The following is a 13,533-nucleotide window of genomic DNA, read 5'->3' on the forward strand; positions in this document are numbered from 1 at the left end:
CAGCACCAGAACATGCGGATAAGGTTGTTGTGACCTTCGATAAAGCAGATGGTTCAGGCAAGGATACAGTTACTGTTAAGAAGAACGACCAAGGTAAATGGTCAGCCGACAAGACAGTGGCAGGTCTAACAGTAGACGCAGATACTGGTAAAGTGACAGTAGGTCATGAAGCAGTGAAAGCGCAAGGTACTGTAGAAGCACAAGCTCGTAGTGGCAACAGTGACTTGAGTGGAACAGGTAGTGCGCAAATGCCTATATATAGACCGCTTCCAATTCCTAGTCCTATCCCAGTGCCAGACAATGGAAATACTAATAGTCTAGTACCTAGTGATTTCGATGGAAATCAAGCTGGAAATGCTGGTGATGTGAACACTACAGAACCAGCAAGTCCTTCTGTTCCAACAAGTCCATCAGATAGTGGACAAGCAAATTCTGTAGCAGATGCTCCAGATTCTGACAGTGGCTCAACAACCACTGCTCGTTCGTCTGTAGCTCCAGTGACAACTACGGAACCTAGTGTAAATACAGCGAATAGAGCAGATGATACTGTTCGTTCAGTAACTCAGGGTCAAGGAACTTTAGATAAGTCAGAACTAAGTAAGCAGACTCAAACCTTAGAAAATCTTTTGAGAGCATTGACAGGTGTATCGAATCCTACCATAGATTCAGCACGTCTGGTTTTGGCAGAGGCTAATAAAGCTCTTGCAGATGATAGTTTGACAGAGCAAGGGTTGCGCCATATCTTGCAAACAGTCAGAGATGCGATTGCTTCCCTAGAGTCCATTAAGGAAAGTCAGTCAGCAACGAAGGCTGGAGAACAAAAAGTTTCTGAGTCAGCACCAGAAGCAGATAAGCCTGTAGTCCAAACTCAAGTCCCAGTAGGGATTATTGCAGCAAGTATCCTAGTGCTTTTAGGTCTCCTCTTCTTCCTCCTAGCTCGTCGCAACAAAGAATCAGAACTCGAGAAATTAGCCAAGGAATTAAGTAAACTTCTTAAAGACTCAAACCTTGAAACAGTAGATAAGGATGTCCTTGAAAACTCTCAAGAAGAACTTCAAAAAGCAGTTTCCTTCTTGGCAGATGAAAAAGGCTCTGAGCATACTGAAGCAGAGTTGATTGATAATCTTAAAGAGGTTATTGCTAAGTTGAAAGCAAACGCCTAATAACATATTAAAAATCTCCAGATTAGGAACTATCCGTAAGTTCTCTAGTCTGGAGATTTTTCCATATACTTCGTTATTGGACGGTTACTTTTCTTCTGAAAATACTAGCTAGCGTCAGTTGTCCTAAAATTTAGTTTGAGAGACTAGCACAGGATAACAGAGTGACGCCATCACTGGGCTAATAGAGATAAAATAAACAATTGATTTAGGACATTTGTTTGATAGTGGTGATAAAGTTTTAAATCTGCTACATAATTTGTGGAGTTTTTTCTATAATTAGGAGTTTAACCTAATCTGCAAATAGGAGTATACTAATAATGTAATCGTTATCAAAAGTCTAAAAATGAATTTTTAGATGGATATCAAAATAAAAAGGGAGGAAATTATGAATAAGTTTTCAAAAACCTTGAGAGACAACTGGATCTTTCTCTTGATGGTTTTGCCAGGGGCACTCTGGTTGATTCTATTCTTCTACATTCCAGTATTTGGGAACGTGGTTGCCTTCAAAGACTACCACATGACCAGTAATGGTTTCATAGATAGTATCATAAATAGTAAATGGGTCGGACTCGATAATTTCAGATTCTTATTTAGTTCAAGAGACGCCTTTATTATCACACGAAATACGGTCCTCTACAATCTTGGCTTTATCTTTCTAGGTTTGGTTGTATCTGTAGGGATTGCCATTATCCTCAGTGAACTCCGTTCCAAGAGAATGGTGAAGATTTTCCAAACTTCTATGTTGTTCCCTTACTTCTTGTCTTGGGTTATCATCAGTTTCTTTACAGATGCCTTCCTAAATATTGATAAAGGGGTGTTCAACCATTTATTGGAAAGTCTTGGTCTCAAAGAAGTCAACTTCTACGCTGATTTGGGAATTTGGCCTTATCTCCTACTTTTCCTAGGTATTTGGAAAGGTTTTGGATATAGCAGTGTTATGTACTATGCGACAATCATGGGAATTGATCCAACCTACTACGAAGCAGCGACAGTAGATGGAGCCAGCAAATGGCAACGGATTCGCAATGTAACCATTCCGCAGTTGACACCGCTGGTAACTGTATTGACCATCCTTGCAGTCGGAAATATCTTCCGTGCAGACTTTGGTCTCTTCTATCAAATCCCTCACAATGCTGGTCAGCTTTATAACGTAACCAACGTCTTGGACGTATATGTTTATAATGGTTTGACCCAGACAGCGGATATCGGGATGGCTTCAGCAGCAGGTCTCTACCAATCAGTAGTCGGATTGATTCTGGTGGTTCTATCAAACTTACTTGCAAGACGAGTTGATCCAAACTCAGCCTTGTTCTAGAAGGAGGAGAATATGGCAGAAAAGAAAATTAAAAAAGAAAAAATTGATAATGTCGGCATTCACTCCTTCAGTAAGAAAGCAGATATCTTCTTCAGTATCATTTCGGGTTTGATTGCCCTCTCTTGTATCCTACCCTTCGTATTCGTTATCATTATTTCAGTGACGGACGAGAAAAGCCTCCTCCAATACGGCTACAGCTTCTTCCCATCCCAATTTGGATTAGACGGTTTTGAGTTCTTGGCACAGTTTAAGGATAAAATCTTACAAGCCCTCTTCATTTCTGTCTTTGTAACCGTAGTTGGGACATTTACAAATGTCTTTATCACAACAACCTATGCCTACGCTATTTCACGGACAACCTTTAAGTATCGCAGATTCTTTACCATCTTCGTTCTGCTCAGTATGTTGTTCAACGCTGGTTTGGTACCAGGTTATATCATGGTGACTCGTGTGCTTCAGCTTGGGGATACTGTTTGGGCCTTGATTGTTCCAATGCTTCTCTCACCCTTTAACATCATCTTGATGCGTTCCTTCTTCAAGAAGACCATTCCAGAAGCCATTCTCGAATCCGCTCGTATCGATGGTGCCAGTGAGGCTCGGATTTTCTTCCAAATCTGTTTGCCATTGTCACTACCAGGTATCGCAACCATCACGCTTTTGACAGCACTTGGTTTCTGGAATGACTGGTTCAATGCCCTTCTTTACATCAAGAGTGACAACTTGTATCCATTGCAATATTTGCTTATGCAAATCCAGCAAAATATGGACTACATCGCCAAAGCGGTCGGCTTGACTGGTCAACTGGGAGTTGCTCTACCGAAAGAAACGGGACGTATGGCCATGGTTGTGGTTGCAACCCTTCCAATCGCGATTTTGTATCCATTCTTCCAACGCTACTTTGTAAAAGGTTTAACTATCGGTGGTGTGAAAGAATAGTGCTTATTGAGAAAGAACATTTCTCAGTTCCAAACTTCCCTTGCGTGAAGTTAACATCATTACATTGTTTATAAGTTTAAAAATAAAAAAAGGAGTTTTTATCATGAAAAACTGGAAAAAATATGCTTTTGCATCTGCTAGTATAGTCGCTTTGGCTGCAGGTCTTGCTGCTTGTGGAAACTTGACAGGTAACAGCAAAAAAGCTGCTGATTCAGGTGACAAACCTGTTATCAAAATGTACCAAATCGGTGACAAACCAGATAACTTGGATGAGTTGCTATCAAATGCCAACAAAATCATCGAAGAAAAAGTTGGTGCCAAATTGGATATCCAATACCTTGGCTGGGGTGACTATGGTAAGAAAATGTCAGTTATCACATCATCTGGTGAAAACTATGATATTGCCTTTGCAGATAACTACATTGTAAATGCTCAAAAAGGTGCTTATGCTGACTTGACAGAATTGTACAAAAAAGAAGGTAAAGACCTTTACAAGGCACTTGACCCAGCTTACATCAAGGGTAATACTGTAAATGGTAAGATTTACGCTGTACCAGTTGCAGCCAACGTTGCATCATCTCAAAACTTTGCCTTCAACGGAACTCTCCTTGCTAAATACGGTATCGATATTTCAGGTGTTACTTCTTACGAAACTCTTGAGCCAGTCTTGAAACAAATTAAAGAAAAAGCTCCAGACGTAGTACCATTTGCTATTGGTAAAGTTTTCATCCCGTCTGACAACTTTGACTACCCAGTAGCAAACGGTCTTCCATTCGTTATCGACCTTGAAGGCGATACTACTAAAGTTGTAAACCGTTACGAAGTGCCTCGTTTCAAAGAACACTTGAAGACTCTTCACAAATTCTATGAAGCTGGCTACATTCCAAAAGACGTCGCAACAAGCGATACTTCCTTTGACCTTCAACAAGATACTTGGTTCGTTCGTGAAGAAACAGTAGGACCAGCTGACTACGGTAACAGCTTGCTTTCACGTGTTGCCAACAAAGATATCCAAATCAAACCAATTACTAACTTCATCAAGAAAAACCAAACAACACAAGTTGCTAACTTTGTCATCTCAAACAACTCTAAGAACAAAGAAAAATCAATGGAAATCTTGAACCTCTTGAATACGAATCCAGAACTCTTGAACGGTCTTGTTTACGGTCCAGAAGGCAAGAACTGGGAAAAAATTGAAGGTAAAGAAAACCGTGTTCGCGTTCTTGATGGCTACAAAGGAAACACTCACATGGGTGGATGGAACACTGGTAACAACTGGATCCTTTACATCAACGAAAACGTTACAGACCAACAAATTGCAGATTCTAAGAAAGAATTGGCAGAAGCTAAAGAATCTCCAGCGCTTGGATTTATCTTTAACACTGACAATGTGAAATCTGAAATCTCAGCTATCGCTAACACAATGCAACAATTTGATACAGCTATCAACACTGGTACTGTAGACCCAGATAAAGCTATTCCAGAATTGATGGAAAAATTGAAATCTGAAGGTGCCTACGAAAAAGTATTGAACGAAATGCAAAAACAATACGATGAATTCTTGAAAAACAAAAAATAATCAGCTAAATTGATTTCGTGTATTCATTCCTAACTCCTAAAATAAGAATCACTGCTTTCCTCAGGCTTATCTGGGGGAGGCAGTGGTTTTTTGAAAGTTTTTGAAGCCATGTATGCTGAGGAAATGTATAAAGACTACCAAACCTAATTTATTTCAGGTTGTTATAAATACCATCTAAATATGAGTGAATTTCTTGTCGTATAGATTGTAAAGAATGATTTCTAGCTGTATCAATGACACCGAATATTCTGTAATGACTACGGAAAAGTTTATCATAATCAATGTAACTTCCTATGATGATAATGTGGGCAAATTCAGAACGGAGTCGTATATCTTCTATATAAGAATACATTGTATCTGAAGATAAGAACATTGATTTTATGATAAAATAGGTAGTAGTGTTATAGGAATAGATGATACGCCTAGAAGCTATAATTCTCGTTTTTGTTGATAAGTTTTCTTTAATATAAGAATTGATGTCACTTGTGATGATATATCCTAATAATGAAAAATGTAGAATTTGAATTGTATCCATATTTCTCCTCTGGCTCTATCATATCAAAAACATCCGATAGAAGATGTCGAAATCTTAGATTGTATAACTGTTAGCATGAAATGTTGAAAAATAACCATTTATGATAACTCAGATACCTTTTAAGATTTTTTCCATCATAGGATACTAGTTTTGATATGATATAGGAGAGTAAGGAGGAAAAATATGCAAGAATATATTTTAAGCCAAGGCAGAGCAGTTGTTAAAGTGCCTCATTCTAAGGTTTACTATGTGACAACACATCCTACGAAGGCACATGCTGTTATTTTTATTACAGCTGATGGAGTATTTGAGAAGTATATGAGCCTAGCTAGAGTTGAGGAAATGAGTCTGGGGAAATTGTTCAGGTGTCATAGAAAGTTTCTTGTTAACTTATCCAAAGTAATAGGATTGAAGTATGAAACGAAGACCATTTTATTTATGGATGAAAGAGTATCGGATATTATCTGCTCTAGAAGATATTTTAAAACTGTAAAAGAAAGATGGTTAAATACTAAAGGAGACGAGAAATGAATATCTTTATATTAGAGGATGATTTTATACAGCAGACTAGGATGGAAAATCTGGTGTATGATATTTTAGAGAAGAATTGTTGGGAAGTAAAGCACTGTGGTGTTTATGGTAAACCAAATCAATTGTTAGAAGATATGATGGAACGTGGAGGTCATCAACTTTTCTTTTTGGATATTGAAATTAAAAACGATGTTAGAAAAGGGTTAGATATTGCTTTGGAAATCAGAGATAGAGATCCAAATGCAGTCATTGTTTTTGTAACAACTCATTCAGAATTTATGCCTGTTAGTTTTCAATATCAAGTATCAGCTTTAGATTTTATTGATAAGGAATTACCTGAAAGTGCTTTTAGGGAACGTGTGGAAAAAGCAATCGCTTATGTTCACAAGAATAAACATCAACTAATGACTGAAGATTCTTTTGTGTTTACAAATTCTAAAGCACTCGTTCAGGTTCCGTTTTCGGATTTGCTTTATATAGAAACGTCAATGATTCCTCATAAGCTAGTTCTTTATTCTATGAGAGAAAGAATAGAGTTTTATGGTAAAATTTCTGATATATTGAAGCAAGAACCAAGATTGGTTCAGTGTCATCGCTCTTTTATTGTGAATCCTTATAATATCTCTTCAATAGATAAGGAAGAAAAACTAGTCTATTTGAAGAACGGGTCAAGTTGCCTAGTATCTAGGTTAAAAATGAGGGAATTGCTGAATATAGTTAAAGATTTACATGATAGTAAGGAGTAGTAAATGTCTTTTGTGTTAGTATCTTTGAATTTTTACATACTTTTATTTCTTCATGCAAAAATTTATGGCTATCAATTGACTATAAAGAGATCTTTAGAGTTATTGCTTTTCTATTTTTTATTAGAGTTTTTACTTTTAATCTTGATTAAGACGTTCTATATCCCTGTTGTTATTACAGTACTAGATTATCCCATCTTTTTTATTATCTACACATTTTTGTTGGATAAAAAGAAGTACAGTCTGATATTGACACTTTTTTATGCTCTGTTTCCTATCACATTTTGGTCGATTATCTATGATTTCTTTGTTGATTTTATTATTCCTAATTTTGCTAGTTTAACAGACATATATGTTTATTACGATGCCACAATTTTCTCGATTTTAGCAAGTCTCCTATCTTTGCTTATAATAAAAGTTTTTCAGTATGATTTTAGCTATCTAAGAAGTAAAGTGTTGGATAAACATTTAGCTCAAATAATGAGGATTGCTAATGCTGCAATGTTGGGTTATTTTATCTTGGTTCCTTTTATTGGTTATATTAAAAAAATCTTGAACTTATCTATAAATCATTATCAAGGAGCTATAACTGCAATCTATTTCTTTTTATTTATCTATTTTGTCAATATACTGGATAGAAATGTACGTGAGGAATTGCAAAAAGATTTAGTACTTCAAAAAGAGATTCAACTTCAAAATCTTAAGAGCTATAGTAAACAAGTAGAAGGACTTTATCAAGAGGTTAGAAGCTTTAGGCATGATTATGCAAATATCTTAACAAGTTTAAAGATAGGAATAGACCGAAAAGATATTGATTTAGTTGCTCAAATTTATGACAGTGTCTTGAAAGACTCAGGGAAAAATTTAAAAGATACAAAATTTGATGTAGTGAGATTGAGAAATATAGAGGATTTATCCTTGAAGAGTTTATTAATCTCAAAATTATCCGAGGCTCAGAGTTTACTAGTGCCAGTTTCTTTGGAAATAGAAAAACCAATTACTATCAAAAAGATTGAGGAAATTGATTTTTTAACAGTTGTTTCTATATTGTTAGATAACGCGATAGAGGCCGCTGCAAGCGCCACTGTCGAGGAACCTCTAAGTGTTTGTTTTTTTGAAGATATTAGAAGTAATAAGCAAGTTTTAATTATCCAAAATCCGACCCTAGATAGAGAGATTGATGTTACAAAAATATTTGAGAGAGGAATGTCGTCTAAAGGGCAGAATAGAGGAGTTGGTTTGTCTAATGTTAATAGTATTTTGACAAAATACCCAAATATCATTCTAAAAACTACAAGTTCTAATTTTAGATTTAAACAAGTCTTAGAGATAGAAGTATAGGTGGGGATGGGTGACTTGTATCTTCTATAATCTTTTCATGATAAAACGCATAGTATCAGTCATTTTGAAATCTGATATTATGCGTTTTTATAATTCTATAGATTTTTTATGGTTTGAAAGTAGTCCGTAATTTTAATGGTGTTGTTATAGTTTCATATAGCTCTTCCCACCATCCTCCACCTGTAATCTGGTTGAGTTCAGTAGTTGTTAGTTTTTGAAATGAAGTTAGGTTTTGTTTCTTATCCATGTTATGATTCTCCTTTTTGATAAGATAATAAATAGTTATAGAGTGTTATCTGAAAATTAATCAGAATGGGTTAAAATTTTATCTTTGAAATAATCAAAATATGTTTTCTTTGCAGTTACACTAGTGACGCGACCTTGTAAGCCGTATTGGATGAGTTTACTATCCTCATTAGATAGTTTTGCAAGAGCGGTTAATTTAAAGAGATTTCCTTGCTCTGTTCTGGTAGGAGTTTGATCAATTGTCTGAAGTTGGCCGATGATGGTAATGCCGTGATTTCCAATCTTCTCCAGTTTTAATCTTACAGTTTGTCCTTTATCTAGTAGAGGTAGATAGTCAGAAGATACGTAGTAAGTGATTAGCACTTCTCTTGTATCTGTGATGATAGGGAATATTTGAGCAATTTCTGTACCAGTTGGAATTCTATTTTTACCTTCAAATTCGCTGTTCAGATGAACGATACCTTTATTTGGGGCGGTTAAGGTATTGTTTTCTAAGCGCTGTGTCGCTTGATCTAGCTGTACTTTTAATTCTGTTAATTGGTTCTCCACGGTTAGTTGTTGCTGAGAAGCTGTCTGTAAAAACTGAGTGCGGAGTACTTCAATTTTGGTTGCTAAACTATTATCATAAGTTGCTACACTTCCGATACCAGCTTGCTGAATTTTGAGGCTTGCGATAGATGATTCAAGACCTGCAATACTTTGATTAATTTGAGATAAAAATGGCTCCTCTGCAGTTCCTTGTGTTTGTCCTTGTGAGGCTACAAGATAACGATTCAAAATTGACTGGTGCGGATTGCCAGTTGGTAAGCGAGCCCTTTTATTTATGATAGTATCTCTCAATTCTCGATATTCTCCAATTTGTTGTTGAACTTTTGTAATTTCTTGTTCGATGGCTGATGAACTGCTATTGGCAAGATTAGCTTGATTTGAAACCTCAGTGTTAGTCTTTGTGATACCCAGTTCAATATCATGAGCTTGTTTAGTAAAATTCCTAAAGGTATTATGGTAGCCAAATTCATCCTCGCCAGAAAAAAGATCAGTCGCTTTTTCTAAGCTTTGTTTCAAAATTCCAAGTCCTTCTTTTTGCTTCTCAAGTCTTTGTAATTGAGTTTCTAAGGCAGTTTTCTGACTTTCTTCCATTGTTTCAGAGTATTTGATGAGTAAGTCACCTTTTTCAACTACTTGATTTGCCACTAAATGATTAGCTAGGATAGGATTATCACTGGTTGATTGAATAGATGCAATGACACTTGTAGGGGCGATTTCTCCTTGGGAAGTAACAGTAATTTCTTTTGTAGCAACAAGGGAGAAAATCAAGATGAAAGTAAACAGTAATGAAAGAGGTATAATTAACACTGTCGCATAGTTATGGTAACGTCTCTGATAAAACTCGACGCTTCTAAAAAGATTAGGATTCATGACATTCTCCTTATTTATTGAATAGATGATGGTAGAAGCCTTGCGCCTGCATTAACTCTTGGTGACTACCAACTTCAATGATTTTCCCCTGGTCAAGAACAATGACACGGTTAGTTCGTTCGGCTATACTGAGACGATGGGCTACAAAGAGAATGGTTTTATCAGTTAGGGACATAAGATTATCTATAACTTTTTTCTCAGTCAAGACATCAAGACCGCTAGTAGCTTCATCCAGTATTAAAACAGGAGCTTTAGTTAAAAGAGCACGAGCGAGGGCTATTCGTTGCTTTTGTCCTCCTGATAGACCAGCTCCATCAGAGAGCTGAGTTTGATAGCCCATAGGCATTCTTTCAATGTCTTGACGGATTTCAGCTAATTCACAAGCTCTTAGAATATCTTCTTGACTAATCATATGATTACCACCCAAGGTTAAGTTTTCCAAAATAGAGCCATTAAAGATATAGGCTTGTTGGGGTAGGTAATTAATATGACGGCGCAAGACTTTTTTATCAATGTTTTTAATATCCTGATGATTGATGGAAATATGTCCTTTGTAGGGTTCAAAGAAATTGACAATCATTTTGGCTAAAGTTGTTTTACCAGAACCACTAACTCCAACTAGGCTAACCTTATCTCCTTGTTTAATCGTGAGATTAATATCTGTTAAGGTATCTCGTCCAAAACCATACTTATAAGAAAGGTCATCAAATTCAATATCGCCCATCAAAAAATGTGAATGAACAGGGTTTTCTTGAACTTGAAATTCCGATTCGACTAAATAGACTTCGTTCAAACGGTTATTAGCGACCTTCGCAGATTGGAGTTTGGTTTGGAGGTTGATAATATTTTCCATAGGAGTTGTAAAGTAAGAAAGAAGTGTGTTAAAGGTAATCAGCTGACCGATAGAAATTTTACTTGACATGACTAATTGAGCGCCAAACCATAGGATAAGGATATTCAGAACTAATTTTGTTCCCTGCTTTAAACTCGTTTGTAAAATAGAATATTTACTGAGCTTAAAGGATTTTTCCAAATAATCTACAAATTCGCTGTCTATATTTTGATAGCGATTTTCTTCACTCGTGAGCGACTTTATAGTTTCAATCCCGTTGATATCTTCGATAATGGCAGAGCTAACCATAGAATTACTTTGCATGACATCATGGTTCATTTTTTCGAAAGGCTTCATAAAAGAAAAGATGATGAACATGTATATAGGAATGGAAATAAGAGAAAGAAGGAAGAGATTAGGGTTTTGTGCCAGTAAGACGCCTCCTACAATAATCAGAATAGAAACATCCAGAAAAAGAGAAAGAATGGTAGAAGCCAAGGCATCTATAATAGAGTTAGCATCTGTGAACCGTGAAATGATTTCTCCTGTACGACGTGTCGCAAAGAAAGACATAGGAAGTTCAAAAATATGGCGAATATAGGATAGAATCACATCAATACTTAATCTCTGACTCAGAACAGTTAGGAGATAATCTCTGGAGAAGCCCATGACTTGTTGGAGGATATAGGTAATAACCAGACCAACTGAGATGATTCCTAAAGTTGATTTCATCTGATTTGGAATGTATTCATCCAAGATTCCTTGGAGATAATAAGAACCACCGATATTGATAATAGTGACCAATAAGCTTGAGAGAACAATGTAAGCAATGAGAGATTTTTGTTTGAAAATCAGAGGAAGGAAGCTTAGTAGACCATTCTTTTTATCTTTATGGGGTTGATAGCTGGGTTTGGGAGCTAGAAAAATAGCTACTCCAGTCCATTCAGAGAAAAAGCGTTCTTTTGACATTTTGGTGATTTTTACAGAAGGGTCAGGATCACCAATAACCAGATAGTCTTTCTTTGTTTGATAGACAACATAGTAATGTTGGAGTTTTCCTTCTTTGTTAACGTGAACGATAAATGGATAGGGGACATCACTCATATCAAAGAGCGTTTTATCTGCTTGAACAGGTCTTGTTTCAAATCCCATTTCATCAGCGGCTTTTACAATACCAAGAGCAGTCGTCCCTTCCTTATTGGTCTTTGCAAGTTCTCTCAAGTGAGCTAGAGAAAAATCTGAACCATAGAATTTAGCAATCGAGGCTAAGGCAGCAACACCGCAGTCTCTAGCATCTATTTGAGGAACAAATGTACGTTTATAAGAAGTCATTGGCAATTCCTTTCATATAGTGGATAGCTCTATTATGCCAAACTTTACTAAAAAACTTCTTGCTAAATCGTAAACGGTATTTATATTGTCATGAACAGTAATTTTTATTAAGTAAGATGAACCATTGATTTTTATAGTTGGCGATAGTATATATTAGTTTTGGTCTTTGATAAAATTTATGAAAAACATTTCGTGATGAAAAAAAGACGTTTTATGATTTTAAAGAAATGATATCAGTTGATTATGATATATTGATGTTGTCAAGGTTGCAACAAGACAAAAATAAAAAATAAAAAAGGAGTATTTATCATGAATATAAAAACAATGTCACAATTTTCTGTTATGGATAATGAAATGCTTGCTCGTGTTGAAGGTGGAGATAAAGTAGGGGCTGGAGAAGTTGTTCAAGCATTAGGAATTTGTACAATAGGAGGTGCAGCTCTGGGGAGTGTTATCCCAGTTGTGGGAACTCTTGCCGGCGGGGTTTTAGGAGCACAGTTTTGTACAGCGGCTTGGGGAGCTTTTAGAGCAAGTTAAACTTTTAGCGATATAGTAGATTGGAAATAGTAGTAAAAGGAGGTGATTTATATGAAATACAGATTATTTCTTATTATTTTCTTGAGTAGTGTTTTGGATATTCTTTTAGGTACATTTTTGAAAATCTCGAATGTATCGATTGGGTGGATTGTTCTCTACAGTGGCTTATTTGAAGCAGGAGTTTTCCTTCTTGCTAATAAAGGTTTGGCGGTAAAAATCAAGGAAGCAGACATTCAAAAACGCTTTAAATTTATTTTTGGAAAAACGTTATGGTTTCAAATTCTTTTGCTCATCTTTTTGGCGGTAAAACTTTATCTTGGTTTGGATGAGAGACTGATTTTACTTTATGGAAATATTTTCATTGTCTTTAATGCCTTAGTTTATCTTTTGTCTACTAGCCAAATTAATTTAACAAAGAAAGCGTGAAAAGAATGGAACAATCAGTAAATAATTTTATCATTTTATCCGATGAAAAATTAACAATGATAACAGCTGGTGATAAACAACTTGTAGACAGATTTTTAAGTGGAGTAGGTGGTGCAGTTGAGGGGCTTTCGCTTTGTGCACAGACAATCCCCTTCCCAACTCCGCAGATTTATTTAATTTGTGCAGCTGGTGGGGCGGCAGCTTCAGTTTTATGGCCACATTAGAGGATTTAGTTAGGATATAGAATTATTAATCTGAGTATCTCTTTGCGCTTATACTCTCTATACTGTATAGGAACGTATCATGTATAAACACTTATTTTTTCCATATTCAAAAATCTTAGACTGGTTGACACCCTATATTCTAGTCTTGGCTTCTGACACCATTGCATTTAATGTTTTTGTGCTAACCTTTGTATCTGTAGTGGTTTTTTCTTTTCTGAATCCCATGCTAGCTTTTATAGCTATATTCTTAGGGGCTGGCTATGTTGTCGGGTTTTGGTTATTAAAATGGTTTGTTTTAGAGAGATTGGAGGTAAAGGATGACTTGTAGGAAGGTGTACTTAGTGTTTAAGTGGTTATCTTTATGGTCGTTTTCA

14 protein-coding genes are annotated in these 13,533 nt (G+C 36.0%); 11 read left to right on the forward strand and 3 right to left on the reverse strand.

Features of this window, described 5'->3' with window-relative positions:
• Positions 1 to 905 precede the first annotated feature (905 nt).
• The 7 genes from OVN23_RS03145 (at position 906) to OVN23_RS03175 (ending at position 8,143) form a co-directional block, all read left to right on the forward strand.
• On the forward strand, positions 906 to 1,163 hold the full coding sequence (locus OVN23_RS03145) for a hypothetical protein (RefSeq protein WP_065427688.1): 258 nt from the start codon (positions 906 to 908) through the stop codon (positions 1,161 to 1,163).
• A gap of 385 nt (positions 1,164 to 1,548) precedes the next feature.
• Positions 1,549 to 2,478, forward strand: coding sequence for an ABC transporter permease (locus tag OVN23_RS03150; protein WP_007284784.1), 930 nt, complete (start codon positions 1,549 to 1,551; stop codon positions 2,476 to 2,478).
• A 12-nt stretch (positions 2,479 to 2,490) separates the two neighbouring features.
• Positions 2,491 to 3,414, forward strand: a complete 924-nt coding sequence (locus OVN23_RS03155; RefSeq protein ID WP_000818348.1) for a carbohydrate ABC transporter permease — start codon at positions 2,491 to 2,493, stop codon at positions 3,412 to 3,414.
• Between the two features lie 103 nt (positions 3,415 to 3,517).
• Positions 3,518 to 4,993, forward strand: a complete 1,476-nt coding sequence (locus tag OVN23_RS03160) for an ABC transporter substrate-binding protein (protein WP_267240448.1) — start codon at positions 3,518 to 3,520, stop codon at positions 4,991 to 4,993.
• Between the two features lie 718 nt (positions 4,994 to 5,711).
• The gene (locus OVN23_RS03165) at positions 5,712 to 6,059 is read left to right on the forward strand and encodes a LytTR family DNA-binding domain-containing protein (RefSeq protein ID WP_112444768.1); all 348 of its coding nucleotides are present in this window, start codon (positions 5,712 to 5,714) and stop codon (positions 6,057 to 6,059) included.
• Positions 6,056 to 6,805, forward strand: a complete 750-nt coding sequence (locus OVN23_RS03170) for a response regulator transcription factor (RefSeq protein ID WP_164226697.1) — start codon at positions 6,056 to 6,058, stop codon at positions 6,803 to 6,805. The genes OVN23_RS03165 and OVN23_RS03170 overlap by 4 nt, the downstream gene beginning before the upstream one ends.
• Before the next feature lie 3 nt (positions 6,806 to 6,808).
• Entirely contained in the window at positions 6,809 to 8,143 is a 1,335-nt protein-coding gene (locus tag OVN23_RS03175) for a sensor histidine kinase (RefSeq protein ID WP_164226698.1), read from the forward strand.
• Positions 8,144 to 8,249: 106 nt separating this feature from the next.
• On the opposite strand, the gene blpC is transcribed toward OVN23_RS03175, so the two are convergent.
• The 3 genes from blpC to blpA are packed head-to-tail and all read right to left on the reverse strand — an operon-like array spanning position 8,250 to position 11,972.
• A complete protein-coding gene (gene blpC, locus OVN23_RS03180) occupies positions 8,250 to 8,390 on the reverse strand; it encodes a quorum-sensing system pheromone BlpC (protein ID WP_164226699.1) in 141 nt (46 codons plus the stop codon).
• 56 nt (positions 8,391 to 8,446) lie between these two features.
• Complete coding sequence (locus tag OVN23_RS03185; RefSeq protein ID WP_267240449.1) at positions 8,447 to 9,808, reverse strand: bacteriocin secretion accessory protein; 1,362 nt, start codon at positions 9,806 to 9,808, stop codon at positions 8,447 to 8,449.
• A 10-nt stretch (positions 9,809 to 9,818) separates the two neighbouring features.
• Positions 9,819 to 11,972: a peptide cleavage/export ABC transporter BlpA gene (gene blpA, locus OVN23_RS03190; protein WP_267240450.1), complete on the reverse strand. Its 2,154-nt coding sequence runs from the start codon at positions 11,970 to 11,972 to the stop codon at positions 9,819 to 9,821.
• A gap of 309 nt (positions 11,973 to 12,281) precedes the next feature.
• On the opposite strand from blpA, the gene OVN23_RS03195 reads away from it, so the two are divergent.
• The 4 genes from OVN23_RS03195 to blpZ all read left to right on the forward strand — a co-directional run bounded on the left by OVN23_RS03195 (position 12,282) and on the right by blpZ (position 13,487).
• Entirely contained in the window at positions 12,282 to 12,509 is a 228-nt protein-coding gene (locus OVN23_RS03195; protein WP_267240451.1) for a Blp family class II bacteriocin, read from the forward strand.
• Between the two features lie 51 nt (positions 12,510 to 12,560).
• Positions 12,561 to 12,935: an immunity protein gene (locus OVN23_RS03200; RefSeq protein ID WP_112444782.1), complete on the forward strand. Its 375-nt coding sequence runs from the start codon at positions 12,561 to 12,563 to the stop codon at positions 12,933 to 12,935.
• 5 nt (positions 12,936 to 12,940) lie between these two features.
• Positions 12,941 to 13,159 (forward strand): hypothetical protein, encoded by a 219-nt coding sequence (locus tag OVN23_RS03205; protein WP_112444784.1) that lies wholly within the window; start codon positions 12,941 to 12,943, stop codon positions 13,157 to 13,159.
• 79 nt (positions 13,160 to 13,238) lie between these two features.
• Entirely contained in the window at positions 13,239 to 13,487 is a 249-nt protein-coding gene (blpZ, locus tag OVN23_RS03210) for an immunity protein BlpZ (protein WP_112444786.1), read from the forward strand.
• The last annotated feature ends 46 nt before the right edge of the window (positions 13,488 to 13,533 follow it).

It is taken from the genome of Streptococcus sp. Marseille-Q6488 (assembly GCF_946902925.1).
Taxonomy (GTDB): domain Bacteria; phylum Bacillota; class Bacilli; order Lactobacillales; family Streptococcaceae; genus Streptococcus.

What these genes read in the sequence shown, in the direction of transcription:
- OVN23_RS03150 (WP_007284784.1), top strand. Translation starts at nt 1,549, where the DNA reads ATGAATAAGTTTTCAAAAACCTTGAGAGACAACTGGATCTTTCTCTTG.
- OVN23_RS03155 (WP_000818348.1), top strand. Translation starts at nt 2,491, where the DNA reads ATGGCAGAAAAGAAAATTAAAAAAGAAAAAATTGATAATGTCGGCATT.
- OVN23_RS03160 (WP_267240448.1), top strand. Translation starts at nt 3,518, where the DNA reads ATGAAAAACTGGAAAAAATATGCTTTTGCATCTGCTAGTATAGTCGCT.
- OVN23_RS03165 (WP_112444768.1), top strand. Translation starts at nt 5,712, where the DNA reads ATGCAAGAATATATTTTAAGCCAAGGCAGAGCAGTTGTTAAAGTGCCT.
- OVN23_RS03170 (WP_164226697.1), top strand. Translation starts at nt 6,056, where the DNA reads ATGAATATCTTTATATTAGAGGATGATTTTATACAGCAGACTAGGATG.
- OVN23_RS03175 (WP_164226698.1), top strand. Translation starts at nt 6,809, where the DNA reads ATGTCTTTTGTGTTAGTATCTTTGAATTTTTACATACTTTTATTTCTT.
- blpC (WP_164226699.1), bottom strand. Translation starts at nt 8,390, where the DNA reads ATGGATAAGAAACAAAACCTAACTTCATTTCAAAAACTAACAACTACT.
- OVN23_RS03185 (WP_267240449.1), bottom strand. Translation starts at nt 9,808, where the DNA reads ATGAATCCTAATCTTTTTAGAAGCGTCGAGTTTTATCAGAGACGTTAC.
- blpA (WP_267240450.1), bottom strand. Translation starts at nt 11,972, where the DNA reads ATGACTTCTTATAAACGTACATTTGTTCCTCAAATAGATGCTAGAGAC.
- OVN23_RS03195 (WP_267240451.1), top strand. Translation starts at nt 12,282, where the DNA reads ATGAATATAAAAACAATGTCACAATTTTCTGTTATGGATAATGAAATG.
- OVN23_RS03200 (WP_112444782.1), top strand. Translation starts at nt 12,561, where the DNA reads ATGAAATACAGATTATTTCTTATTATTTTCTTGAGTAGTGTTTTGGAT.
- OVN23_RS03205 (WP_112444784.1), top strand. Translation starts at nt 12,941, where the DNA reads ATGGAACAATCAGTAAATAATTTTATCATTTTATCCGATGAAAAATTA.
- blpZ (WP_112444786.1), top strand. Translation starts at nt 13,239, where the DNA reads ATGTATAAACACTTATTTTTTCCATATTCAAAAATCTTAGACTGGTTG.